The organism is Microcoleus sp. B3-D2, assembly GCF_036705345.1.
Lineage (GTDB): Bacteria > Cyanobacteriota > Cyanobacteriia > Cyanobacteriales > Microcoleaceae > Microcoleus.
Genome location: NZ_JAUBUG010000007.1, coordinates 82772 through 108165 on the forward strand (window position 1 = coordinate 82772; position 25394 = coordinate 108165).

General features: G+C 45.4%; 20 protein-coding genes. 11 read left to right on the forward strand and 9 right to left on the reverse strand.

Features of this window, described 5'->3' with window-relative positions; genetic code table 11:
- From QUB14_RS04500 to thrS, 4 genes are all read right to left on the reverse strand, one after another.
- A partial coding sequence (locus QUB14_RS04500; RefSeq protein ID WP_333297086.1) for a tetratricopeptide repeat protein occupies positions 1-3198 on the reverse strand: 3198 nt, incomplete at its 3' end.
- A 247-nt stretch (positions 3199-3445) separates the two neighbouring features.
- Entirely contained in the window at positions 3446-3769 is a 324-nt protein-coding gene (locus QUB14_RS04505) for a hypothetical protein (RefSeq protein WP_333214571.1), read from the reverse strand.
- Between the two features lie 80 nt (positions 3770-3849).
- Complete coding sequence (locus QUB14_RS04510; RefSeq protein WP_445251809.1) at positions 3850-4032, reverse strand: DUF4058 family protein; 183 nt, start codon at positions 4030-4032, stop codon at positions 3850-3852.
- Positions 4033-4194: 162 nt separating this feature from the next.
- Positions 4195-6024 carry a threonine--tRNA ligase gene (gene thrS, locus QUB14_RS04515; RefSeq protein WP_333214569.1) on the reverse strand — a complete coding sequence of 610 codons (1830 nt, stop codon included), beginning with the start codon at positions 6022-6024 and terminating at the stop codon, positions 4195-4197.
- Positions 6025-6434: 410 nt separating this feature from the next.
- On the opposite strand from thrS, the gene QUB14_RS04520 reads away from it, so the two are divergent.
- From QUB14_RS04520 to QUB14_RS04560, 9 genes are all read left to right on the forward strand, one after another.
- Positions 6435-6764, forward strand: coding sequence for a DUF2605 domain-containing protein (locus QUB14_RS04520; RefSeq protein ID WP_333214567.1), 330 nt, complete (start codon positions 6435-6437; stop codon positions 6762-6764).
- Positions 6765-6922: 158 nt separating this feature from the next.
- Entirely contained in the window at positions 6923-7234 is a 312-nt protein-coding gene (locus QUB14_RS04525; protein ID WP_190662628.1) for a DUF2973 domain-containing protein, read from the forward strand.
- 678 nt (positions 7235-7912) lie between these two features.
- Complete coding sequence (locus QUB14_RS04530; protein WP_333214565.1) at positions 7913-9904, forward strand: DICT sensory domain-containing protein; 1992 nt, start codon at positions 7913-7915, stop codon at positions 9902-9904.
- Between the two features lie 1361 nt (positions 9905-11265).
- Positions 11266-11766, forward strand: coding sequence for a peptidoglycan-binding protein (locus tag QUB14_RS04535; protein WP_333214563.1), 501 nt, complete (start codon positions 11266-11268; stop codon positions 11764-11766).
- A 299-nt stretch (positions 11767-12065) separates the two neighbouring features.
- Positions 12066-12491 carry a photosystem I reaction center subunit II PsaD gene (locus tag QUB14_RS04540; protein ID WP_332949173.1) on the forward strand — a complete coding sequence of 142 codons (426 nt, stop codon included), beginning with the start codon at positions 12066-12068 and terminating at the stop codon, positions 12489-12491.
- Positions 12492-12654: 163 nt separating this feature from the next.
- Complete coding sequence (locus tag QUB14_RS04545; protein ID WP_333214561.1) at positions 12655-13515, forward strand: GNAT family N-acetyltransferase; 861 nt, start codon at positions 12655-12657, stop codon at positions 13513-13515.
- Between the two features lie 118 nt (positions 13516-13633).
- Positions 13634-15181 carry an anthranilate synthase component I gene (trpE, locus tag QUB14_RS04550; RefSeq protein ID WP_333214559.1) on the forward strand — a complete coding sequence of 516 codons (1548 nt, stop codon included), beginning with the start codon at positions 13634-13636 and terminating at the stop codon, positions 15179-15181.
- 76 nt (positions 15182-15257) lie between these two features.
- Positions 15258-16142 carry a PhzF family phenazine biosynthesis protein gene (locus tag QUB14_RS04555; RefSeq protein ID WP_333214693.1) on the forward strand — a complete coding sequence of 295 codons (885 nt, stop codon included), beginning with the start codon at positions 15258-15260 and terminating at the stop codon, positions 16140-16142.
- A gap of 160 nt (positions 16143-16302) precedes the next feature.
- The gene (locus QUB14_RS04560) at positions 16303-16779 is read left to right on the forward strand and encodes a hypothetical protein (RefSeq protein ID WP_333214557.1); all 477 of its coding nucleotides are present in this window, start codon (positions 16303-16305) and stop codon (positions 16777-16779) included.
- 17 nt (positions 16780-16796) lie between these two features.
- Here QUB14_RS04560 and QUB14_RS04565 read toward each other — a convergent pair whose 3' ends face one another.
- The gene (locus tag QUB14_RS04565; protein WP_333214555.1) at positions 16797-17648 is read right to left on the reverse strand and encodes a hypothetical protein; all 852 of its coding nucleotides are present in this window, start codon (positions 17646-17648) and stop codon (positions 16797-16799) included.
- A gap of 117 nt (positions 17649-17765) precedes the next feature.
- Here QUB14_RS04565 and QUB14_RS04570 point away from each other — a divergent pair, with 117 nt between their 5' ends.
- Positions 17766-17951 (forward strand): hypothetical protein, encoded by a 186-nt coding sequence (locus QUB14_RS04570; protein WP_333297088.1) that lies wholly within the window; start codon positions 17766-17768, stop codon positions 17949-17951.
- Positions 17952-17961: 10 nt separating this feature from the next.
- Here the strand turns inward: QUB14_RS04570 and QUB14_RS04575 are convergent, their stop codons facing one another.
- Together QUB14_RS04575 and petH are read right to left on the reverse strand one after the other, a co-directional pair.
- Entirely contained in the window at positions 17962-19278 is a 1317-nt protein-coding gene (locus QUB14_RS04575; protein WP_333214691.1) for a homoserine dehydrogenase, read from the reverse strand.
- Positions 19279-19594: 316 nt separating this feature from the next.
- On the reverse strand, positions 19595-20800 hold the full coding sequence (gene petH, locus QUB14_RS04580) for a ferredoxin--NADP reductase (protein ID WP_333214553.1): 1206 nt from the start codon (positions 20798-20800) through the stop codon (positions 19595-19597).
- 587 nt (positions 20801-21387) lie between these two features.
- Between petH and QUB14_RS04585 the strand changes: the two genes are divergently transcribed.
- The gene (locus tag QUB14_RS04585; protein WP_333035850.1) at positions 21388-22392 is read left to right on the forward strand and encodes a phosphoribulokinase; all 1005 of its coding nucleotides are present in this window, start codon (positions 21388-21390) and stop codon (positions 22390-22392) included.
- A 91-nt stretch (positions 22393-22483) separates the two neighbouring features.
- Here the strand turns inward: QUB14_RS04585 and QUB14_RS04590 are convergent, their stop codons facing one another.
- On the reverse strand, positions 22484-23680 hold the full coding sequence (locus tag QUB14_RS04590; protein ID WP_333214551.1) for a 5-methylcytosine restriction system specificity protein McrC: 1197 nt from the start codon (positions 23678-23680) through the stop codon (positions 22484-22486).
- 44 nt (positions 23681-23724) lie between these two features.
- Positions 23725-25365: an AAA family ATPase gene (locus tag QUB14_RS04595; RefSeq protein ID WP_333214549.1), complete on the reverse strand. Its 1641-nt coding sequence runs from the start codon at positions 25363-25365 to the stop codon at positions 23725-23727.
- Positions 25366-25394 lie beyond the last annotated feature (29 nt).

The following is a 25394-nucleotide window of genomic DNA, read 5'->3' on the forward strand; positions in this document are numbered from 1 at the left end:
TTGAACATTGCCAATCTTTTCCTCAAGTTCCAGAGATTGTTCATAAAGTGCGATCGCCCCGGCTACATCCCCTTGATTGGCATAAATTCCTGCCAGACAGTGCAAACTAGCAGCTTTCCCTTGAACATCGCCAATCTTTTCGTAAATTTCCAGAGATTGTTCATAAAGTGCGAGCGCCCGGGCTACTTTCCCTTGATTGGCATAAATTATTGCTAGTTGGTGCAAACTAGCAGCTTTCCCTTGAACATCGCCAATCTTTTCCCAAAGTTCCAGAGATTGTTCATAAAGTGCGATCGCCCCGGCTACATCCCCTTGATCGGCATAAATTCTTGCTAGTTGGTGCAAACTAGCAGCTTTCCCTTGAACATCGCCAATCTTTTCCTTAAGTTCCAGAGATTGTTCATAAAGTGCGAGCGCCCGGGCTACTTTCCCTTGATTGGCATAAATTCCTGCTAGTTGGTGCAAACTAGCAGCTTTCCCTTGAACATCGCCAATCTTTTCGTAAATTTCCAGAGATTGTTCATAAAGTGCGATCGCCCGGGCTACTTTCCCTTGATTGGCATAAATTATTGCTAGTTCGTGCAAACTACCAGCTTTCCCTCGGACAGCGCCAATCTTTTCCCAAAGTTCCAGAGATTGTTCATAAAGTGCGAGCGCCCCGGCTACATCCCCTTGATTGGCATAAATTCCTGCTAGATTGTGAAGAATGCCTGCCTTTCCTGTTTCGTCTGCTAGCGGACACTCATCTAGTGCTTGTTGGTAATACTTTTTGGCGGCATCTGTTTTACCCAATTCAGCCTCCGAACGAGCCAAACTGTGGAAAATGCGATAATCGGGAAAAACTGCTAAAGTCTCCTCACAAGTTTTCACAGCTTCCCGAAATCGACTTTGATTTATCCAATTATTCGTCAAAACATGGGCCATTTTCACCGCAACCTTTTCTACCTTTCCCAGCATCGCCAACCGATAAGTTTCTAACGCCTGTTCCTCCCTAGAAGATTCCGCTTCCTCCCACCAGAGACGATACAAAACCTCAGCCGCTTGTCGGTGCAAACCTTCGCTATCCTCCGGCAAATTCAGCGACAAAATCCGGGGCACTCGCAGCGATGAATCTGGACTCATTTCTAGCAAACCCAAGGCTATTGCCCGATCGATAATTTTGTCAATTTCAACAATACTTTTACAAACAGCCGCGATCGCCTCCCTCGGTACGGGCAACTGATAAACTAATGCCAACTCCAGCATCTTTGTCAATTCAGGCGATAGCTGCTTCAACAATTCCTCATTCAAAATCTCTTCCCGAAACTCCGCAGTTTTCTCCTGCATCCGTTCCAAAATCACAGTTACATCCAGTTGTTCAGCTAGCAACACCAAGTCCAGCCGTTCCAACAAGCGAGGATTTCCATCCGCCAAATTTTGCGCTTGCAATTGCAACTCCTTATCCACCTTAGAACAGGGCGCCAAAGCCAAAAGCCAACTGCATTTTTTCTGCAAATCTGCGTCTTTAAAACCATCCAAACCCTGCTTGTAGAAATCCCGCAACAGCGGCGAAGCAAAATCGTAACGACAAGTTAGAATTAAACGGTGAGGCCCATTAGTTTCTTTAAGTGCCCAAACCAAAGCATCTAAAATCCTTGCCATTTCCGGCTGCAACACATAGCCACTATTTGGTCGCGCTTCTAGATGATTTTCAAAATCATCCAAAACCAATAAAAAAGGCTTCAAATTCCCGCCTACACCCGGAGAGGTGGAGGAATCGGCTATTTCTTCCAAACCCAAAAATAAGTTACGCAAGCGATATTTCAACTCCTCATCATCTCGCTGCAAATCATCTCGCTGCAACTTCTGCAACTTGTCGCCCAACTTACTCAGCAAACGCGCTTCATCAACTTTACCCGACCAAATAATGCTTTCAAATTCCGTCAATCTGTCGCACAATCTCGACGCCAAACTACTCTTACCCAAACCCCCCATCCCGTGAATCAAGACACCTAATCGATCCGAGGGAGGTTTCAAGGCTTTCAAACAATATTGTATCTGCCGCCGCCGTCCCACAAAAGTTTCGCGAGTTGGGACTTTCACCTTTTCCTCAGCATCCAAAAACTGTTTTGTAACCGTCGGTTTCGGTGCGGATTTGCGCTGGGGAGTCCGCAAAGTTGTAACCAAATTTACGGGCAAATTTCCTGCTACATAAAGCCGCAACAAATGCCAATCCCGCGCCTGGTTTTCAATCAAAGCTTGATAAGTTTTAGCCAAAGCCTCCGTCAATTCATAGCCCGCCGCCAAACTAGAATACAGTGCCGCAGCCGCAGCAGTCGCATCCCCATCTGAAACCTTTTTCCCCCAACCTAAAACAGCTTTTACTCCGAAACTCAGCAATTCTTCAGCCAAACAAGGAACCGACCCCGATTCGCCACGTTGTCCGGTGCGACAACCGGAGAGAAACATTAGTTTTGGAGGACGGAGATTGAACGCTTTAGCAATATCTTGACTGCTAGCTAGATAAATTTTACCAGTCTCTGTTTCTGTATAAAAACGCGGTTTTTCCTCATTAATTGTCGCATGACCAGTTAAATGAAAAATATCAAAATATCCCCGCTGGTGACTATTAACTAAATCTCCCAATTGCGTCAAACAGCCACTTTCTTCAACTATCAATGCTAAAGGTTGCCGCGCCGTTGCTGTCAGAATCAATCCTTCTTCCTTCTCAAAATCCAGCACAGGTTTTGCATCTTCGGGCGAAGCTGCCATAAACAAGAGATTGAGCGCTCTATTTTCCGGCTTTGCCTCATCAACCGACAACTTTTTAATGCTGTCAGAAGACACCCAGCGAATAGGAATAATCGGCTGTGGTTTTGCCACTAAAAAATCCTTACCGTCGTGCAGCACTTCCCAAGGCAAATGAGCGAGTTTTTCTGCCACAGCAATGGCTAAAATTATGCTTTCTCCAGTCAACTCTTGGATTTTTTGAGAAAACAGGCTATCCGTGCCATCGAGCCAGTCAAATAAGCGTTTTCCCGTAACAGGATAGCTTTCTGGTAAAGCAACATAATAATCCTGTTCCACAATATTAATTAGATCGGCAATTTCTGTCAGAGACAGCCGTCGCGATTGATAATTATTAGGATTGTCTAAAAAATAGCGAAATTCGACATAATCACTTTGAACAGTTTTGAGATCGAGGTGCAGGATTCTCACGGTAGGGAGTTATGTAAGGTTGACAGGTGATGCTTTCCCCGACTGCCCGCCAGAGTTTTTAAGCTCTAGCTAAATAAAATATATTGAATAAGATTAAAGATAGCTTCCTTCTTGTTTTTCTCGTTTCCGGATATTTTGCTCATCTGGTTGGAATATTTCTCCCTGCCGATCGGAGTCGCCTGTTGAAACCGATCGTACACAAACTTTCGTCCGCCTTCGCGGACTGGGGAAATCAGGTCAAAGAGGCTTATTCGTCTAGGATTTGCTTAATTTGGTCGATCGTCGCATTTTCCAACAGCAACCGCCGCCCGCGCCGACCAATCAGCAAAACTTTCTCGATCTTTTTGCCAGACTTCCCTTTTTTATACTCTTGATACCACTTCCGAATTTGTTCTGCTATTGCTAAACTCCCGCCAACAATACCCACAATAGCGCCAATTGTTACTAAAAGTCCCTCTTTTTCATCATCCCCGGTTGTTTCCCAATTTCCCGACAACCCAGAAATCGCAAATAATTCCTCGGTAGCCGCAACTGCATCTTGTCCTTCTACGCTGATTTGAATATCTGCCATAACTTTTTCTCGCCACTTTGGGTTATTTAATTATATCTGAGCGACTAATATCTGTGCGATCGCACTTCAACCTCCATCCATCATCCTCTCAATCCCCTCTCCCGCAACAAAGCATCAGCCCAAGCAGCATCTGGTTCTGGCAGCGGGGGAACGGGTGCGGCGGTGTAATCTATTCTAAAGTCATAGGCGGCGCGATCGTAAACCCCATTTAATAACGCTTGTAAATCTACAATTGGTTCAGCATCACCCGCCCGCAAAGGCAAGGGAGAGGATTGTGAAAATTAAATGCACAACAGCTTATCATTTGTATTAATTGTGGAACGGGCGTCTCGCCCGTTAAGTGAATCGTGGAACGGGAGAGACGCCCATTAAGTTAATTGTGGAACGGGCGTCTCGCCCGTTCTAAAATCGGCGATTAAAATTCCCTAAAAGTCCCCATAACTGCTAATCGCCGCCTGCAACCTTCCAATCACTTCATCAACCGAAATCGCCCCCAACTCCCCAGAAGCCCGAGTCCGAATATTCAAACTATTCGCCTCAACTTCCTTCGCACCCACAACACCCATCACCGGAATTTTATCCTTCTCAGCATTGCGAATCAACTTGCCCAAACGCTCGCTATTCTCATCAGCTTCAGCGCGCATTCCGAGCATTTTCATCTTCGCGGCCACTTCCTTCGCAAACGGCAAAAACTCGGCGCTGACAGGCAACAACCGCACCTGAATCGGCGCCAACCACAGCGGAAAATCGCCCGCATACTGCTCGATCAAAATCCCGATCAAGCGTTCCAAAGAACCGAAAGGAGCGCGGTGAATCATCACCGGACGCTTGCGAGTGCCGTCTTCAGCGACATATTCCAAATCAAAACGTTCTGGCAAATTGTAATCTACCTGAACAGTTCCTAATTGCCATTCTCTATCCAAAACATCTTGGAAAATGAAATCGAGTTTCGGCCCGTAAAAAGCCGCTTCTCCAATTCCCTCAAAATAATTCATGCCCAAAGTTTCCACCGCGCGGCGGATTGCACCTTGAGCCTTTTCCCAAGCTTCATCGGAACCGATGTATTTCTCTAAATTGTTCGGATCGCGGAAACTCAAACGCGCTTTAAAGTTTTTCAGTTGCAGACTCTTGAAGACTGACAGAATCAAATCCACCACATTCAAGAATTCAGCATCTAACTGTTCCGGCGTGACAAATAAGTGGGAATCATCCACCGTAAAGCCGCGCACCCGCGTTAAACCGCCCAATTCTCCCGATTGTTCGTAGCGGTAAACTGTGCCGAATTCCGCCAACCGCATCGGCAATTCGCGATAGGAACGCAATTCGCTTTTGTAAATTTGAATGTGAAAAGGGCAGTTCATCGGTTTCATGACAAAACCCTGTTCGTTTGCTGCCGCTTCTTCATCCTCCGCCATCAGCGGAAACATATCTTCTTTGTATTTCTGCCAGTGGCCGGAAATTTTGAACAAATCGACTCTGGCGATGTGCGGAGTCACTACTTGCAAATAGCCGCGCTTGATTTGTTCTTGTTTCAAGTAATCTTCTAAAATACTTCTCAAAACAGTGCCTTTCGGCGTCCACAAAGGCAAACCCGGGCCCACCGCATCGGCAAAAATAAATAAGCCTAATTCTTTGCCTAATTTGCGGTGATCGCGCCTTAATGCTTCTTCTTTGCGGTGTTTGTATGCTGCTAATTGTTCGGGAGTTTCCCAAGCAGTGCCGTAAATGCGCTGTAACTGAGCTTTGGTTTCGTCGCCGCGCCAGTACGCGCCTGCTAGGCTTTCTAGCTCGATCGCCTTTGGATTCAACTCACTGGTATTTTCTAAGTGAGGCCCGGCGCACAAATCCCACCATTCCTCGCCCACATGGTAAAGAGTAATCGGTTCGATCAAACCTTCTAAAATTTCTAATTTGTAAGGTTCGTTAATTTCCTTAATTCTGCGTTCCGCTTCCTCGCGGCTGACTTCTTCCCGAATTACAGGCAATTTACGGTTGATGATTTTGATCATCTCTTTTTTAATGGCTTTTAAATCCTGTTCCGTAAAAGGTTCGGGAGTGTCAAAGTCATAATAGAAACCGTTTTCAATCCAAGGGCCGATCGTCACTTGCGCCTTGGGAAATAACTTCTGCACCGCCATCGCCATAACGTGGGACGTGGTGTGGCGAATTTTTTTTAGTGCCTCCGACTCACTCGTGCGGGGCAACTCAATCTTAACGGACTCTTCTGGAGGGGACATGGATTCTGAGCTAGACATCGGCTGAATTAGCAATTAATTTAGTGGCAGTTGCTTCTATATTACTCAGATTGGGACAGCAAGCGCCGACTTCAGGTTGGGGGACACCCTGGAAAATTACAGCAACGGCCCTGATGGTTGCGAGGTTTAGTGGGAGGCGCACTCCGACTCTCAGAAACCTGGTTTTTTACTATTTTGGTGGAGTGTAACGAAGTATTGCCTGAAAAAACCCGGTTTCTAACCACCCGTGAGATCGCTAACTAATTTGGCAGATTTTTGGGATTTCGACTCAAAAATGGCTGCTGACACAGTTAAATTTATTCACACCCACCTACTAATTGTTGTGAAACCCTTGAATTTTTGTTAAAAATATGTTACAATTTGTAAAGACCGTCTAAGACTATAATAGATAAATAACCCAATTTTGATCCATGCTTAATTCCAACTTGCCCGAATCAGAATTGCTCAAAGCGTTACTGGAACCGCTGTTAGAGGATTTCAATTACTGGTTCGACCGATCGGCAAACCTCTTAGAAACTGAGGAAATGCCCTTTCTCAGCGACGAGGAGCAATCTGACTTGCTGGCGCGAGTCAAACAGGCTCAGCAAGAAGTAGGCGCAGCTAAAGGTCTATTTCAAGCAACCGGAGGTCAAGTTGGGATTGAAACCACAGCACTGATGCCGTGGCACAGACTGCTCGCCGAATGCTGGCAAGTATCGGCACGCTTTCGCTCATTGCAGTCAGCTCCCCCTGGAAAATAAGGAAGCGAGTTCAAGTTAAATTTGCAGTCAAATCCCCAACCTTGGGAAATGTGGCGGCCCACTTGACAACCTCAAACAGATTTCCAGTTAATAAGTTATTACTTGCTGAAACACTTTTGTAAATTGCTGTGTGGCTGTTTAGCCCGGAGGAGAAGATAATGTTGCACCTGCTTTATATTTTAGCTTTTACCGTTCTTGCCTTTCTGGCAGTCGGTAACTTAATCCGCAGTCTAGTCACCGTTGGTATGGAGTCTCAGCGTCCTCAACAATTCATGGCAAATAATCGCCACCCATCCTATCCTGGCTCTCAATCTGTACCGCATCCAGAACTTTTAGACGAACAGGGAAACATAGTCAATGAGCCACTGTTAGTGATGCGTTCGCTGACTGTCCAAGACGCCCGCGAACAATTAGATGCTCTCTACAAATCATCTCCGGGCGGCAGCGACGAAGGGGGCGAACTAGCCTAATACAACCACAGCCGCAGCATTTATACTTAGGCGCTAGGCCTCAAACAAAATATAGGACTTACAAACTAGGTGTCCGAAACCCTTTTTCTTCATAGATTTTGGTGAAAATCGTTTCCGCGCTTCATCGGAATAATAATTGTCCGAGTTCAGTGCGAGCTTAAGATCTCGCGATGATGCTCGCACCCTTGGCATCATTCCGCATCTAACCAGATTGGATATAAGTCCTCAAAATAATTGGCCGTTAGTTAAAAACTAACGGCCAATTATTTGTGATTTTTGAAAGTTTAATTGCCGATTAGCCCGATCGATCGCCAAAAACCGGTTCGCCAAAAACCGATACAGATGGCACTGATATCAAATACCTCAAGAATAGTATAATGCAAGAGGTCCGCAAGCGGTGCCTAACAAGTCTGAATGGTGAGAGTGCTAACGCCCGAATCGAAGCCTGAATAGATGAGTTGGCGTCAAAACCTAGAGGTAAAAACAGGTGACTTTGGGATGAACTCAAGGTCTTGGAGGCATACCTCTGCTTAGATTCGTCTAAATGATATGCCTAGCATGATATGACTTAAACAGTCGTGTTATGAAGCATAAATGTATCAGATACTGAAAAGGGATCGCTCTAAACCTCCTATCGATCCTGTTTTGTCATCGGCAAAAATGCACGTTTAAGGCTAGATGATCGTCCCTATTTCGCTACTGGCAGAACTTCTGCAAGCTTTGCCCCAACTGCGGGCACAAATTTATTTCAAATCTTCCATGACAGCCCTGTCTCACGCGATGGAAGACTTAGTTTTGGCGGGTTCCGACGACGAACCGCTAGTCATTGCAAGCTTTCAGCGAGAGCGCTTCTACCGCCAGGAAGCTCACCGCTACCGGCGAATTGCCTCACGCTCGTCTCAGGTATACGTGCTGGCAGCACCGGAAACTGACTTTAAAAATGCTTCGGAGTGTCACGAAACTGTGGCGTTTGCACCGGAGGACGGATTAAGTAAAGAGTGGCACTTAGTAGTGCTGGGGCAAAACTACTCAACTTGCCTGATTTGTCAAGAAAAAATTGTGCCGATCGACAACCAGGACGATCGCGGGCCACAGTTGATGGATCAAGCTCGCAGATTTGAAGGAATTTGGACGTTCGATCGCGAGGTAAGCTCCAAAGCTGCCGCATTGTTGCTCGATAGAATTGTCAATTATCGCCCGGAATTGACCGAAAAGATCGATCGAGCACGAACTGCTTACAAGCTCGTCAAAACACCGAAAAAAACGAGGAAATCCGCCACTTCCAAAGCCGCCAAACCCGACATAATTACGGGAAAAAACTCAAAAATTCCCAATCCAAAATTGAGCGATGCTTTTACCGAACGCTTAGTAACCTATTTGCAAGCAGGCCAGCACAAACTGCTCAAAGCATACAGCGCCATCGCCGCTCAGGAACGCAAAGAACGCCTGGTAAACTTAATTACCACGGCAATGCGGCAGTCTCTCAACCCGCAAGAAATCGTCGAAGTTGCAGTCCAAGAACTGGGTACTGCCCTGTCGGCAAGCCGGTGTTTGATTTATCGGTGCAAGGCCACAGATGTGGCGGTCAAAATCGATCGCGAGTTTTTGGCTCCGGGCGCTAGTTCCATGCTGGATCAGACTTGGCTGTTGCACGACAATCAAATATGGAGCGACGCGGTGGCGCGGCAAGAGCGAGTTTACATCCAAGACGCATCACAACACCCGCTGATTGTCAATACAAAATCCCTGAAAAAAACTGTAAAAAATTGGCAAATTGTCTCTTGGTTAATGGTGCCAGTGCTTTATCAGGGGCGGGTTTTGGGAATGGTGGAAATGCACCAGTGCCGATCAGTTTTACCTTGGGAAGAAGACGAAATTGCTTTAGTAGAGGCGATCGCCACCCAACTCGGAGCCGCCTTAATTCAAGCAGAAACCTACGCTCATTTAGAAGAACTTAACCAACAATTAGAAGCATTAGACCGAACTCGCAGCAATCTAATTGCCATCACCGGACACGAACTCCGCACTCCTCTTTCTACGATTCAAGTTTGTTTGGAAAGTTTGAACTCCGAACCAGATATGCCCCCAGAATTGCGGCAAATCATGTTAGAAACTGCCCTCGGCGATGCCGATAGAATGCGGAAACTCGTGCAGGATTTCTTAACTCTTTCTCACTTAGAAAGCGGGCGAGTCCAATGGAATGTAGAATCGCTGACGCTGCAAGAATGCGTTGATTTGGCCCTCAGCAGCGTGCGATCGCGCACGGTCGATCAACAGTTACCGGAAATTATCGCCGAGGTGTCGGCAGAATTACCTTTAGTGCAAGCTGACGGAGAGTGGTTGGTGGAGGTGCTCTCCAAACTCTTAGACAACGCTTGCAAATTCACCACACCTCAAGGAAGCGTGACAGTGCGAGCGAAATGCAACGGTTCTCGAATGGTGGAAGTGCTCGTAGCCGATACGGGGAGGGGAATCGAGGCGAACAGTTTAAAAGTAGTGTTCGATCGATTTTATCAAGAAGAAGGAGCTTTGCGCCGCAGCGCCGGCGGTACCGGTTTGGGATTAGCAATTTGCAAACAGATTGTTGCCGGCTGGGGCGGTAAAATTTGGGTAGATTCGGCAGGAAAAGACCGAGGAAGTGAATTTCACTTTACTATTCCCACTGTTTAGACTCAATTGATAACAGTTAACTAATCACTAATAACGGATGACATATCGCTGCCAACTAACCCTCGGTTTACCCTAAATCGAAATACCGAACCCCAACTCTGTTCCCTCTTCTAAGTATGACAACTATTCCCACATTTCCCAAGGTTTTTCAGTTACTATTTGATACCCAATAAACATTCCCAATCCTGTACCTTGGCATTCTGCTTTATTGGTAAAAAATAACGTAAACAATTTTTATGTGCCTGATTCGGATATTCCAGTCTGTTGTCAGCGCTCGGAATTACAAGGGTGTCGATTATTTCCGGTTCTTTAGGGCAAACACTCACCATATAAATTGTATAGCAATCCTTGCAGGAGTCGTAAATTTTTTACCCCACCCCAACCCTTCCCGAAGCCGCTATGAGGGAGTAAGAAATTCACAAATGATGCGGGGATTGCTATAATTATAGTGAATTTTTTTTGAGGTTGTGCGTAGATTTTGCCGGGTTGGATTATTCCCCTGCCCCGCTCGCATTAGAAATCAAATTTTTTATAAATACATGATTGATTTGTCCCGTATGGCCTTCGGATTTTGTAAATCACCCTAATGTTTAATAATTTCAAGTGCCTATCTGTTGTTCTTGGCCTTAAGCCGGTGAGACAAAATCCTTAAAATTGTAGGGTGTACCGAAGCGCACATTACTCACGTCTAAACTCTCGTTGTAGGGTGCGCGCTGCCGACACTATTGAGCTAACAACTCTTTTGTAGGGTGCTGGCGACCTAGATTAACAAAACGTTGGCAAAAACTGGGTTTTTTAAAGAAAATAGTTGCTTAAAGCCTTGGAACAAAGTTAAAAAACCGGGTTTGTGAGCGTCTGAGCGCGCAAGTCTCGATCGAGACACGATTGCACAGAAAAGTTTTCGCAGCAGAACCAGCCTCCGCTGCTACACCCTCTGTCACCCTCAAGCCTCACCCTCTTAGATCGGCCTTAGAGGTGATGCGGCGGGAGCGGTGTTCACCTTTAGGATAGAAAGTATCAAAGCAGATTCAGCACGCGCTTGCCCTCTTAAACCCGGTTTGGCGACAGAATACCTAGGAATGCTGCCGCTAATTCATACCAGTTTAAAAAAAGAATGCAACTGTAGGCAAGCTGCAAACCCCGATAGTAATCCGTCATCCCCAATCTAAAATCTAAAATCTAAAATCTAAAATGGTATAAATCTGGCCTGCACAAGCCGTGAGATGGTAAAAGTCGATCGAATCTGTTGAGGCCTGCCGACGCCAGTGTTGATTCGTGAAAAGTTGAGGATGCAAATGTTTCGCCCGGAAAAAGTTTGTTTCCAGAAGAATACTCAAACCTAGATGGTAGGAAAATCGATTATGTCACCTACAAGCCAGATGAAATCTACTCAACCTATGGCCAACAAGCCACAACTAAAATTAGGTTCCCAAGATAAAGCGGTATTGGAACTCGAACAACTGCTAACCAAGTTGCAACTTTATCGGCACCCTGCTAAAGGAATTTTTAACAAAGCAGTGGAATTTTCTGTGAAGCTGTTTCAGTTTCGGGTTTTCTTGTCGCCGGACGGCATTGTCGGGCCGCTCACTTGGCAGGCGCTTTATACTGCAGCTCCAGTTAATATGCCGATACTGAGATTGGGCAGTTCTGGGGAAGCAGTCGCTACTGTTCAGGAAGTTCTCAAAAGTTCCAAGCATTATGGCGGTAAAATTGACGGCGACTTTGCAAGTTTGACGGACAAAGCTGTTCGCGCGTTTCAAAAAAGCTTTGGGATTGATGCCGACGGGATTGTCAATCAAGAAACTTGGACTGCTTTGAGCCAAATTCCGCGCGGCTATGACCCTAAGTGGTTCTTGACTTAGGGTTGCGCGGTAAATTGTTCGATCGTGTGTGGGGGAAAATTGGGGGAATGTGCGATTATTCGGGTGCCCCACAAGCACCAGAATAATTGCTGTTTTTTTTTTGATTATTTTTTCGGTATTCGTGCTGCCTAATTCTGTTTTCTAACTTTGGTTAAAGTTACCAATAATCAATTATTAATTACTAATTATCAATTATCAGAAAAGATCGATCGCCAAAAAACTGTTAATTTTCCTTACAATTTCGAGAACAGCGTGCAGTCTCAATGATACGATGCCGTAAAAATCCTTTGGATATATCTATGGCCGAACAACTTACTGGACAACCCCCAATCTTCGGCGGCAGCACCGGCGGCTTGCTGACCAAGGCGCTAGTTGAAGAGAAGTACGCTATCACTTGGACTAGCCCCAAGGAGCAGGTGTTTGAAATGCCTACTGGTGGCGCTGCGATTATGCGTCAAGGCGACAACTTGCTGCATCTGCCCCGCAAGGAGCAGTGCATCGCTTTGGGTGGCCAGCAACTGCGGGCTAAATTCAAAATCACGAACTACAAAATTTACCGCGTGTTTCCCGACGGTACTACTGAGTACCTCCATCCCAAGGATGGCGTGTTCCCTGAGAAGGTGAACGAAGGTCGTCCCTACAACGGTAAGATTGACCGCAATATTGGCAGCAATCCAAATCCGGCTAAGCTGAAGTTCAGCGGTAAGAAGACTTTCGATCCTTAGAGCATGACTGCATGGCTGAGCAAAACATAGGTAATATTCCCTGTAAGGCTCAGCTTGTAAACTTGTTTTTGCAGTAGTATTCTGACGCAGCAGGCTAAGCCCGCAGCGCCACAATACTACTGCAAACTTCTAATCTTATTAAAAGTTAATCGTTAAATTAAAAATGAATGTCGTAATCAGGCGAGCGCAGCCTTCTGATATCGATGTTTGCGCTGCCATTACTTATGAAGCTTTTAAAGATATTTCCGATCGCCATCAATTCCCTACAGATTTTCCAACGCTGGATTTTGCAACCGAAATAACGGGCTTGCTAATCGAGAGTCCGGTATTTTTTGGGATCGTAGCCGATCGCGAGGGTGCGGTTGTCGGCTGCGGGTTTATGGACGAACGCAGCCCGATTCGCGGTATCGGGCCCGTCAGTGTCGCTCGAACTTTTCAAGGCCGCGGCACGGGACGCGAAATCATGAAAGCCTTACTGGAACGCGGACAGGACGCTGTGGGCATCCGTTTGGTTCAGGAATCTTTTAATATGGCGTCGCTGTCGCTGTACGCTTCTTTGGGTTTTGAGGTGAAGGAACCTTTCGTGTTAATGGAAGGGAAGTTTCGCAGCCAGCCGCACTATGGGTTTGAGGTGCGACCGATGGCTAGTGAGGATGTTGGTGAATGTGCGGCTTTGTGCAAGAAATTATACAGGTGCGATCGAACTAGCGATATTGAGTACGCCCTGAATTTCTTTTCTCCTTGGGTTGCTTGCAAACAAGGTCGGATTGTGGCTTATACTTGTGCGGTGTCGGCTTTGAGCCACAGCGTCGCAGAAACTGAGGCGGATATGCAGGCTTTGCTTTTGGGGGCGGTCGCGTCGAACTCCGAAGCACAGGTTTCTTTCCACTTGCCGGTGCGTTACGCAAGTTTGTTTCGCTGGTGTTTGCAAGAGGGGCTGCGCGCGCTCAAACCGATGGCGGTGATGGCAGTTGGCGAGTACCAGCAGCCTCATGGCTGTTGCTTTCCGTCTTTTGTTTATTGAACCCAAGACGGTTAGGACGCTTTTAATCGCTGAAATTATTGCCAGGATTCCATTTTCCTTCTTCTTTCTTTCTTCTTCCCTCTTCCCTCTTCCTTCTTCCTTCTTCCTTCTGATATATATGATATTTCCCGATTTCTCACAATTTTCGGAACTGGCGAAACAAGGCAATTTTGTACCCGTGTATCAAGAATGGGTTGCTGATTTGGATACGCCGGTGTCTGCGTGGTATCGGGTTTGTGCGGGTCAACCTTACAGTTTTCTGCTGGAGTCGGTGGAAGGTGGGGAAAAACTTGGGCGTTATAGTTTCTTAGGGTGCGATCCGTTGTGGATTTTGGAGGCAAGGGGATCTCGCACAACTCAAGTTTACCGTGACGGTTCGGAAAAAGTATTTACGGGCGATCCGTTTGTAGCTTTAACTGAATGTTTGGAGTCTTATCAACCGGTGAAATTGCCGCAGTTACCGCCGGGAATTGGCGGGTTATTTGGTTTTTGGGGTTACGAGTTAATTAAGTGGATAGAACCGCGAGTTCCCGTGCATCCAGCAAGCGAGAATGATTTGCCGGATGGATTGTGGATGCAGGTGGATAATTTGCTGATTTTCGACCAGGTGAAGCGGAAAATTTGGGCCGTCGCCTATGCGGATTTGCGGGAGGTTGGCGTTGATTTGGCCGATGCTTATCAGCAAGCGTGCGATCGGGTATCTCGGTTAGTTCAGAAGCTGCAATCGCCGCTTTCCCGGCAATCTACTCTCATAGAATGGACACCTCCCAATAACGGGCAAGATGCCCGTTCCACAACCGGAAATACAGAATTGGCTTACACTAGCAATATTACCCGTGAAAAGTATTGTGCCAATGTTTTAAAGGCTAAGGATTATATCAAAGCGGGAGATATTTTTCAAGTAGTTATTTCGCAGCGCCTAGAGGCTGAATACAGTGGCGATTCTTTTGCACTTTACCGATCTTTGCGTCTCATAAATCCTTCTCCGTACATGGCTTATTTTAATTTCGGAGATTGGCAGATTATCGGTTCGAGTCCCGAGATTATGGTGAAGGCGGAAAATACTGCTGATGGCAAGAAGATTGCAACTTTGCGACCGATTGCGGGCACTCGCCGCCGGGGTAAAACTCCTCAAGAAGATGATGCTTTGGCTGCTGAATTGCTGCAAGATCCGAAAGAAATTGCGGAACACGTCATGTTAGTTGATTTGGGCAGGAACGATTTAGGAAGAGTTTGCCGAAACGGTACTGTAAAAGTTGACGAATTAATGGAAATTGAGCGTTATTCTCACGTCATGCACATTGTGAGCAATGTGGTGGGAGAATTGGCTGAGGATAAGACAGCTTGGGATTTGTTGAAAGCTGGTTTTCCTGCGGGTACGGTTAGCGGTGCTCCGAAGATTCGGGCGATGGAGATTGTGCACGAGTTGGAAGGTTGTCGCCGGGGGCCGTATTCTGGGGTTTACGGGTATTATGATTTTGAGGGACAGTTGAATAGTGCGATCGCAATTCGGACTATGGTTGTTCGTTCTCAAGGAGGCGATAAACATTCGGTTTCTGTCCAAGCTGGCGCTGGTTTGGTGGCTGATTCTAACCCGGATATGGAGTACGAAGAAACGCTTAATAAAGCCAGGGGAATGTTGGAAGCAATTCGCTGTTTGAAATAGCAAGTTAAAAACTTCTTTTATAAGGAGGAGGCGGTTGAAACCCCTGCTACACAAACTACTGTTGAACGAGGGAAATGTGAATTTTTATATAGTTGACGTATTTGCCGAGTCAAAATATGCTGGCAATCAACTAGCTGTATTTTGCGGTGCGGGAGTTGCCGAACTATCTGAGGCCCAAATGCTGCTGATAGCGAGGGAAATCAATTATTCAGAAACTACGTTTATTCGATCGCCCGATCCGCGAGATGGCGGCTATGACGTGCGGATATTCACGCCCAAGAAGGAATTGCCCTTTGCCGGTCATCCGACTTTGGGCACTGCGTTTGTGTTGCAGCAAGAGATTATTCGCGAAAAGGTCGATCGAGTAATTCTCAATCTAGCCGTAGGTCAAATCCCCGTCACTTTTAATTATCACAATGAATCGGCAGATATTTTGTGGATGCGACAAAACGCGCCTAGTTTTGGTCAAGTTTTATCAGCCGGAACTCTGGCAAATGTGCTGAATTTAGAAACCGATGAAATTGATTCGAGATTCCCAATTCAAGAAGTTTCTACGGGAGTGCCGTTTATAATTGTCCCATTAAAAACTCTCGCCTCGCTCAAAAAAGCTCAAGTCAACTTAGAGAGATATTTTGAGCTGATTGATACCACAGAAGCGAAAGAACTTTTAATATTTTGCCCTGAGACTTACAACGATGTCAATGATTTAAGCGTGCGAGTTTTTGCCCATTCATTAGGAATTCCAGAAGATCCGGCGACTGGTAGTGCTAACGGCTGTTTGGCGGGATATTTGGTAGAATATGCTTATTATGGGCAAGCAAAGATTGATGTCAGAGTTGAGCAAGGTTATGAAATCGAGCGACCTTCTTTGCTGTTGTTACAAGCCGCTAAGAATGAAGGGGAAATAACAGTTTTGGTGGGTGGTAAGGTGGTAATGGTTGCTAAGGGAGAATTTGTGTAGAATATTTAATGGCAAATTATTAACCGCAGAAGCACGCCGCTAGATTTAGAGGCTCCTTTGGCGATCCAGATATTACAATGTTGCTAATATGAGGTAGCTCATATTCATTGATTCGCGTGATTGTTAGGCTAAAAAAGTCATCAATACCAGAGACTTTCCAATGCTGCAAACATTTTCGCGGACTTTAAATGTATCCCCTGAGGCTTCTGAAGCCCTGCTTTCACTGCCATTAACCAGCTTGCTCGATTCACCGGAATTCAATCAATTATTCGCAAGTCTGGATAGTGGTTTGCTCAAAGAAACTTTGCCAACTGCTGGAACTGTTTTAGCTCAAAAGCTGCCGCCTTTTTACGACTGGTTGCAAACAGAACTAGAAATTAAAAATGTGCCTGACAGTCCCGATCATACTACGAAATGGGTAGTCGGTTTTTTGAAGAATCAAGAAAGTTTAACTCGTTTAGTTGATCTGCACAAATCAATTCCCAGACAGGCATTAGAACGAGCGATCCCTCGTTTAGTTAGCGCCTTTGATGAAGTTCAACCCACGGCTGTAAAGCAAGAATGGGAAAAAGCGATCGCAGCACTTTGTCTGGTTCTCGCAGTCGCAGCGCGGGAAAATCAGCCATCTGCGGCCTGAAGCAATTCTGTCTGAGTTTAAACAAAGCGCTTTTTTCGGAAAATTTGCAATTGAGTGCGATCGATCTCAACGACTACTGGTCTTCGCTTGTTGAGGACGATCGCATTGTGTCTGTTTACCAAAAGCAACTGAGCCAATACTACCACCAGGGCTCGTCTTTTCTGAAAATTGCCTTCAAAACGCGCCATTCGGACGATCGCCTCTTCGATTTTATAACAACAGCTTTTCCCCTTCTGGGAAATCACAAAAATCGTTCCCGGTATGTAATCGCCTTCATTTGCCCAGAAAGCATACCTTTCGCCTAAAGTAAAGTAGTGAAAAACATTCTTAGCGGTGGAAGTTTTAGCTAACTTTTCCGAAACGCCCAAAGAATTAAAAATTACAGTTGATCTAATATAATCCGGGTATTTTGCTGCTATTTGCTGAGCAACTTTGCCACCCAAACTTTCTCCGATGACATCGGGCGGATTCCCGCTGTGAAATTGCTGCTTTATCCAATCAATAGCACCCGCAGTTTGCGCCGATTTTAACTGGCGTTCTAGTTTGGCCATAAATACATCTGGCGTATCTTCCAAAACGCGCTCGAAAGGATACCAAGAACCGTAGCCGCGAATCACTAAAACAGGCGCATCATTGCCAGAAATGGGGAAGCGACTTTCAGCATAAAAACCAGTGCGAGAGTCTTCAAACACTTTTTTTATGATATAATTTCCATCAATAACTTGCCCTTCCTCGTGCCGAACGTAAATTGAAGGATTATTGGGTTTAAAAGTATCGTGCATTTGGGGTTTGGCAAACTTTTCGTAGAGAGAATCTAGCAAGTGCCTTCCCGTTTTGCCATCGACAAAATCCAATTTGGTTGTTTTCATTATTTTGGTAGGGGCAGGTTTTACCAACAATATTTAATTACCACAAACAATCTACATAAACCCGCCCGCACACAACAGATAGCCCACATCAAATTTTACTTATATCAAAGGCGAAAAATGTACATCGGGATTTACCGTTGGGCAAGGGCGGGTTTTAGAGATTGTCAATTATTGGCACATATTGTCGGTGAAACCCGCCCCTACCACATCCGCCAAATGTACATCGGGATTTACCGTTGGGCAAGGGCGGGTTTTAGAGATTGTCAATTATTGGCACATATTGTCGGTGAAACCCGCCCCTAGCAAATCACTTTTACAAAACTCGCAACGTGCTAGCCACACTATCGACTGCTTCCAGCGCGCGAATTTCATCGAGTGCTTGTTGAAAATTCCCTTCCCTAACATCGTGAGTCACGACGACAATTTCTGCTAAATCGCCGTGAATTCCCGTCTGCACAACAGATTCCAAACTAACTTTGTGGTTGCCGAAACAAGTGCCGAGTTTGCCAATTACCCCCGGAGTATCGCGCGTCAGAAAACGAGCATAAAAACGAGTAACAAGTTCCTGCATCGGAGCAATCTTGCAGTAGTGTTGGTGACTGCAACTGAGTAAAGGATGGGGAATCGGAACAGTTTCGGTTTTCAGGATGGCCGCCACATTCATTATGTCGGATACTACGGCGCTAGCTGTTGGGCCCGCACCGGCGCCGCGCCCGTACAGCATCAATTGCCCGATCGGCTCTCCTTCGACTAAAATTGCATTGTAAACCCCGTTAACACTCGCCAGCGGGTGAGTTTTCGGCACAAAACTCGGATGCACTCGAATTGACAGCAGTTCGGTTTCTCCCTCAGCTTGCTTGCCATTGTAGCGGGAGGTTTCTTGAGCAATAGCCAACAATTTAATCACAAATCCCAGCTTGTCGGCGTAGTCAATATCAGCCGCACTAACTTTTGTGATACCTTCGCAGTGAACATCTGCTAATTTGATGCGTCCGCCAAAAGCTAGCGAGGCTAAAATAGCAATTTTATCGGCAGCATCTAATCCATCTACATCTGCTGTGGGGTCAGCTTCAGCATAACCTAATTGCTGAGCGTCGGCGAGCACTTCGGCAAAGTCTGCGCCTTCTGTTTGCATCCGCGTCAGGATGTAATTAGTTGTGCCGTTGACAATGCCGGTGACAGTTTTAATGCGGTTTGCACCTAAAGATTGTTTGAGGCTTTGAATGACCGGAATGCCGCCGCCGACAGCAGCTTCTAGCATTACGTAAACGCCTTTTTTGTTGGCGGCCTCGAAGATTTCATTACCGTAGCGGGCGATAACTGCTTTGTTGGCAGTGACGACGTGCTTGCCGCTGGCAATAGCTTGCAGAATTAGCGATCGCGCCGGTTCCAATCCGCCAATCAGTTCTACTACAATATCAATTTCCGGGTCAGTTGCGATCGCTTCTAGGTCAGTTGTCAGCACATTTTCTGGCAATTGTAAAGACCGAGTTCGAGAAATATCGCGCACTCCCACCCGATAGATTTCCAATTCCTGCAACAGCGGATGGCGGCCGTCTGGGGAGAGCAAAATCTCTGCTGTTCCCGCGCCAACTGTACCCAAACCTAACAAACCAATTTTGAAAGCCACGACTTTGACCCGTAGAAACTCAATTAAGCCACAACCATTGTAGGCTATTCCCGTACCGGAGCAATGAAAATAGTATTGTAGGGTACGCATTCGGTACCTTATATCAATTCCGTTAGCGTCGGAATAGTAAATGCGAGTTGACTGTTGACTGTTCACTGTTGGCTGTTCACTGTTCACTGTCAACAGTCAACCGTCAACAGTCAACATTATTCCGATGCAACCGGAAACGATATTACAAGTCGGAGACAATTGCCCTAAAAACAATTGTAGGGCGAGCCAAGCCCACCCTACAAATCAGATTAAATCAGGTAACACATTAATAAGTTTCAACGTGCCAACGGTGATCTTTCTTCAACTGTTTCTGATAGGCAGCCCAGTCAACGCCGTATTTGCCAGCCGCGGCCGACATTCCCTCATCAATTCCGCCTTCCATACCCTTCAAACCGCAGATATAAGTGTGAGTATTCGGCTTTTGAACCAATTCCCATAATTGGTCTGCGTTCTCTTGAATCCGGTTTTGAATGTACATCTTGCCGCCGTCAACATTCTTTTGCTCGCGGCTGATGGCATAAGTCAAGCGGAAATTATCGGGGAACTCGCGCTGCAATTGCTCCAACTCTTCCTTATAAAGAATGTTGGGAGTGTAAGCAACTCCAAAGAACAACCAAGCTAAACCTCTGAATTTGTAATCGGGGTTGTTTTCTTTAAACATCCGCCACAAATAAGCCCGGAAAGGAGCAATACCCGTACCGGTACCCATCATAATAATGGTGGCTTCTTCGTCGTCGGGCAACAGCATTTCCTTGCCTACGGGGCCGGTGATTTTGACATCATCTCCAGGTTGCAAACCGGTGAGAAAAGTCGAACAAACGCCAAAGACTTTTTCACCGGTTTCTGGGCTTTTGTACTCTAGGCGGCGGACGCACAGAGAGACTGTTTTGTCGTCTACATCGTCTCCGTGACGGGTGGAGGCGATCGAATACAACCGAATTTTGTGAGGTTTGCCGTTTTTATCTGTGCCATCGGGAATAATCCCGATACTTTGACCTTCGAGATAGTGCAAATTGCCTCCAGAAATGTCAAATTTGACGTGACGGACTGTACCCTCGCCGCCTTCTCTGACCAATTCTTCTGTAGAAATGCACTTACCAATATAGGGATTGGCCGGTTTGTAGAGGTTAACAGGAACCTGAACTTTTTCCTTGGCTTGAGTCATGGGCTTAGTTTCTTCTCCAGATTTCTGACTCTGTAGCCCTGCTTCTGGTGCGACTTTGCCATTTGTTTCGGGAGCGCTGTTGGAGGGGCGGATGCTGACAATTCTTCCACCCATGCGAGCAATCCGGCGCATTTCCTGATTCATGCGCTCGTAGGGCACGGAGATAAATACGCTGCCGCTACGGCGAATCGGGTTACTTATTTGGTCAGTTGCTTGGCTCTGACGCATACCCTCCACTTCGTAAACAAAGATGCGGCTGCCTGATTCTGAGTTGGCCGCCACACCAGATATGCTTGGGCTGTACATTTGTTGCTTGTCCTTCACGATACAGAGTTATAAAGAAAGAGAATGTGACGTTAGACTCAATTTACTTTTTTCTTAAGGCCATCGGGACTAATTGGCCGCGCCAATTTTTGGGCCTCGCCACGCCGGCGGGAAGGTTGAAGTTGCGATCGCTCGCGTATCAAATCCCTACTAGCCGAACGCCGCGCTCACCGAGCCCTATTGCGTTCGGCTGTTGACCTATAGCTATTGTTGTCTGCGTACTGCCAATATTTTACCCGATCGGGGGATCTGCCCCGATAAGTCCTTGTGATTTGGGGAGCGCCCCACCAGATCAAGGAAGATTCGAGCAGTTTAATGAGGCTGAGCTTGTAGGGGGCCGACGCATTCTGGTAAGATTAACCGCTAAAGTTAGTATTAATTACTTGCCTTGAAGATTGCTTGGGTCTTCCCGGGCAGGCAGTCAACTCACTGCTGTATGCTGGTGAGAACTTGATCCTCTCGGGGTAGCACAGCAGCACAAAGCCTGCTTGCGGCTACCTGCGGGCAGAAATTTTGTGGAATCTAGACTTGAGTTAGTTAGTAAACAGTGATTTTGTTAGAGGGAAACTATGACAAGTAAGCCGGATCGCGTGGTTTTAATTGGCGTTGCCGGAGATTCCGGATGCGGAAAATCTACTTTTTTACGCCGATTGACAGATTTGTTCGGGGAAGATTTCGTTACTGTAATCTGCCTCGATGACTATCATTGTCTCGATCGCAAGCAGCGCAAGGAAACAGGGATTACAGCCCTTGATCCCAGAGCGAACAATTTTGACCTGATGGCTGAGCAAATGAAGGCGCTCAAAGAAGGTCACGCGATCGACAAGCCGATTTACAACCACGAAACCGGTCTGCTCGATCCTCCTGAGCGGGTAGAGCCGAATCATGTGATTGTGATTGAGGGGCTGCATCCCCTTTACGACGAGCGAGTTCGATCGCTCCTCGACTTCAGCGTCTACCTCGACATCAGCGACGAGGTAAAAATTGCTTGGAAAATCCAGCGCGACATGGCAGAACGGGGCCACCGTTACGAAGACGTGCTGTTTGCGATCAATGCTCGCAAACCTGATTTTACCGCCTACATTGACCCGCAAAAGCAATATGCTGATGTGGTAATTCAAGTGTTGCCGACCAACTTGATCAAAGATGACAAGGAGCGGAAAGTTCTGCGCGTGCAAATGATCCAGCGTGAAGGCATCGCCAATTTTGAGCCTGCGTATTTGTTTGACGAAGGTTCAACAATTAACTGGGTTCCTTGCGGCCGCAAGCTGACTTGTTCCTATCCCGGAATTAAGATGTACTACGGGCCTGATGCTTTCTACGGTCACGAAGTCTCCATTTTGGAAGTAGATGGTCAATTCGAGAATCTCGAAGAAGTTATTTACATCGAAAGCCATTTGAGCAAGACTTCTGCGAAGTATGAAGGCGAGTTAACTCACCTGTTGCTTCAGCACCGCGAATATCCTGGTTCTAACAATGGAACTGGTTTGTTCCAAGTGTTAGTCGGATTGAAGATGCGGGCGACTTACGAGAAGTTGACTGCAAAAGAAGCGAAAGTGGCTGTTAGTGTTTAGAACACAGACATGAAAGATTTGGGAGGCGCAATTGCGCCTCTTTTTTTGTGGATAAATGAACCGCAGAGGGCGCAGAGGGCGCAGAGTAGAGTTAGGGGAGGGTGTTTGGAAGTAGAGATTTTAAGAAGGTTTTTCCGGCTTCATTGAGGTCGCTATCTAGGGAAAAAGTTAGACTGCGAACTCGAATCTCACCATGTTTTATTTCTAGTGGCTGTTTGAGGTTTTGCGGGTAGACGAGAATTGCATTTTGGCAATTTAAGGCATTTGCGTAAGCAACTATTTGATGACGGTCATCACTGCCTACTCTATCGGGAGCTTTGTATTTTGTATCGAGGACGTACAGGATTTCATTTGTTTCAATATCGCGTATAATTAAGTCAATCTCATCGAAATAATCTTTGTCATGTTTAACTGGGTATTGTTCTTCGACCTTAAAGCGTTTTGGTGTATTTGCTTTGAGCCATTCAGCGACAAATTGTTCATATAAATTAGCCATGTCTATGAGAAAAGGGAGCATTTCGCGATCGCCTGTTTCGTGACTAGGCCCTGTGTTATCTAGAAAGAATCGACATAAGGCGTGTAAAAGTTGATAATCTTCATTCAAACGGTGATAATTTCTATCAATACAAGCTTCTGGTTTAAAAGGTTTTAATGTAACAAATCCTTGGAGTGCGTGAAAGGCTTTTCGCACAGTGGATGAAACAGATTCACGGCACAAACCGCTGCGGCCAATGATGAAAAGTGTCCAAGCGAGAATTTGATTATCTTCGATATCGCCTGTTTGTTCGTTATAGTGGCATTTTAGTTTAACATCCCAAGGTTTTTGCAGGGCTGACCGCAAATCGACGCGGCCGCGAATGTAGGCGAGTCTTTCTGTTTTGGATAAGTAATCGCGATATAATCCTTTGCGACAGCGTTCTAGAATTTTTTGGGCAAGAATGTTAGCTAATCTCTCGTAACTTTCTTGTAAAGATTGGCACTGAATCGAGCCTTGGGGAAATTTTATCTTAAGGTTGTAGGCATAGTCAATCATTCCGAAGAGGTTGTTTATGGGAACCTTTGGGCGGATGGCGATGTGAAATTCTGGAGTGATAGGAATGTTGCCAACTCTGCCTTTAGATTTTAAATGCCATTGATATTTTGTTTTAAAGTTGGGAAATTCTATCTCGATTTCCTTGGCATAATTATGGTATATTTTTTGGCCTACTGATTCTGGGATTGAGTCTTGTTCAAAAGTGGCTAATTGATATTCTGTAAGTTCGATAATTTGGGGTGATTCTCGTTTCATAGATGCTGTAACGCCGTGTTTTCGGTAATTGTAGCGTTAGATTATCAAGTGCTGAATTGATATTTGATTTTATCCCAGAGAAATTCATCCATTTTTGCCTGGTTATCAAAGAAGTATTCTTCGAGGTATGGCTCGATTTCCATTTGCCAAATGTCTTGGATATCTTCAGCTAAGGTTTTTGTCAAAAAGAAGGAGATGCCTAGTTGATAGTGTTTGTTGTTAATTGCGCGATTGACATTTTCTAGAATGCTAGTTAATTTATCAACTGGGAAATCTGTTTTCTCTCTGTGGTGATACTGTCGCAGCACTTCATAGTTTGGATAGACAGGAATGAATGCGAAGCGGCGGCGGAGTGCGTTATCGACTAAGGCAATAGAACGGTCTGCGGTGTTCATTGTGCCGATAATGCGGACATTTTTAGGGATTCTAAATAGTTTACCGCTGGCTAGTTTAACAGTGCGATCGCGGTCATCAAGCAAATACATTAACTCGCCAAAGACTTGAGATAAATTTGCGCGATTAATTTCATCAATAATGAGAACACAAGTGTCTTCACAGACTTCGGCTTTTTCGCAGAATTCTAGGAACCTACCGGGAACTATTGGATAAGTTAATTGCCCATCTTGACTTTGGGGACGGATGCCTTGAATAAAGTCTTCATAAGTATAAGCTGGATGAAATTGGATAATGTCTGAGAAACCGTCACCGCCACCGACTAAGTGTTGGGCGAGTTTTTGAGCGAGGAAGGTTTTTCCGGTTCCGGGGGGGCCTTGGATGATGGTTTGGCCTTTGCGGTTAATGGTGTGTATCCATTGGGTTAGTTGGGTTGTTTGAAAACCAGTAGTTTCGGAAATTTTTTCTAGTTGATATACTGGATTAAATTCCTTTTCATATACTGAAAAAAATTGACTTATAAGAAGAGGTAAATCATTGTCGTACAGATTTGAAATCACAAATAATGGAAATACTTTTTTAAACGTTTGTGCTATTATCTGAATTAACTGTTGTGCAGAATATCCTAATACTTCTTCTGCTTCAAGCGATCTAGCAACCTGAATGTTAGTAATTTTATGCTGACCGTCAAATTTTAGTGTTTGTTTGGCAACTAAAGAAATAATACTTTCTAATAATTCATAAATACATTTTTGAGGTTTCATTATTGTCAGACGATATTCATGCACAGGGTAATTACAACGAATTATTTGGTTGGTTAAATAGCAATGATATTGATTAGGAAGATTATAACGTTTAAGGATATCGATTGCCAATGGGTCATTTATATAATTGCTTTCATAATTATCTCTCAAAACATCAATATCGTTAAATTCGGCACACAAACCAAAAGTTAAGTCTTGGTTATCAAATCTTAGCACTAGGCGAGCATTATCTATATAATTGATATCTCCATAACCCAAAGACACACTGTAAGCTACTGATTGTAAACCTTTTGTTTCAACGATTTCTCCAAATTGCTCCCACTTGATATTTATATATTTTTTTATAATATCAGGTAACAGCTCTTCGACCTGGCTTAAAATATATTTCAAGGGATTTTCAACATACTTCAAAAAATCTTTTTTGTGTGCTATGTAAAAATCTGAGCTTGGGTTTTCATAAAATTGTGCCAATAAGTTAAATGTGTTTGCTGAAAAAGGACATTCAGGATGTACAAAAACTTTTTCCATTTTTTCTGTATGTTTAAGGTGACTCAATT

Coding starts and splice junctions, on each gene's coding strand:
- QUB14_RS04590 (WP_333214551.1), bottom strand. CDS start 23,680: ATGAAACGAGAATCACCCCAAATTATCGAACTTACAGAATATCAATTA.
- QUB14_RS04570 (WP_333297088.1), top strand. CDS start 17,766: ATGTACATCGGGATTTACCGTTGGGCAAGGGCGGGTTTTAGAGATTGT.
- QUB14_RS04530 (WP_333214565.1), top strand. CDS start 7,913: ATGATCGTCCCTATTTCGCTACTGGCAGAACTTCTGCAAGCTTTGCCC.
- QUB14_RS04535 (WP_333214563.1), top strand. CDS start 11,266: ATGTCACCTACAAGCCAGATGAAATCTACTCAACCTATGGCCAACAAG.
- QUB14_RS04595 (WP_333214549.1), bottom strand. CDS start 25,365: ATGGAAAAAGTTTTTGTACATCCTGAATGTCCTTTTTCAGCAAACACA.
- QUB14_RS04585 (WP_333035850.1), top strand. CDS start 21,388: ATGACAAGTAAGCCGGATCGCGTGGTTTTAATTGGCGTTGCCGGAGAT.
- QUB14_RS04505 (WP_333214571.1), bottom strand. CDS start 3,769: ATGGCAGATATTCAAATCAGCGTAGAAGGACAAGATGCAGTTGCGGCT.
- thrS (WP_333214569.1), bottom strand. CDS start 6,024: ATGTCTAGCTCAGAATCCATGTCCCCTCCAGAAGAGTCCGTTAAGATT.
- QUB14_RS04565 (WP_333214555.1), bottom strand. CDS start 17,648: ATGAAAACAACCAAATTGGATTTTGTCGATGGCAAAACGGGAAGGCAC.
- QUB14_RS04525 (WP_190662628.1), top strand. CDS start 6,923: ATGTTGCACCTGCTTTATATTTTAGCTTTTACCGTTCTTGCCTTTCTG.
- QUB14_RS04540 (WP_332949173.1), top strand. CDS start 12,066: ATGGCCGAACAACTTACTGGACAACCCCCAATCTTCGGCGGCAGCACC.
- QUB14_RS04560 (WP_333214557.1), top strand. CDS start 16,303: ATGCTGCAAACATTTTCGCGGACTTTAAATGTATCCCCTGAGGCTTCT.
- petH (WP_333214553.1), bottom strand. CDS start 20,800: ATGTACAGCCCAAGCATATCTGGTGTGGCGGCCAACTCAGAATCAGGC.
- QUB14_RS04545 (WP_333214561.1), top strand. CDS start 12,655: ATGAATGTCGTAATCAGGCGAGCGCAGCCTTCTGATATCGATGTTTGC.
- trpE (WP_333214559.1), top strand. CDS start 13,634: ATGATATTTCCCGATTTCTCACAATTTTCGGAACTGGCGAAACAAGGC.
- QUB14_RS04520 (WP_333214567.1), top strand. CDS start 6,435: ATGCTTAATTCCAACTTGCCCGAATCAGAATTGCTCAAAGCGTTACTG.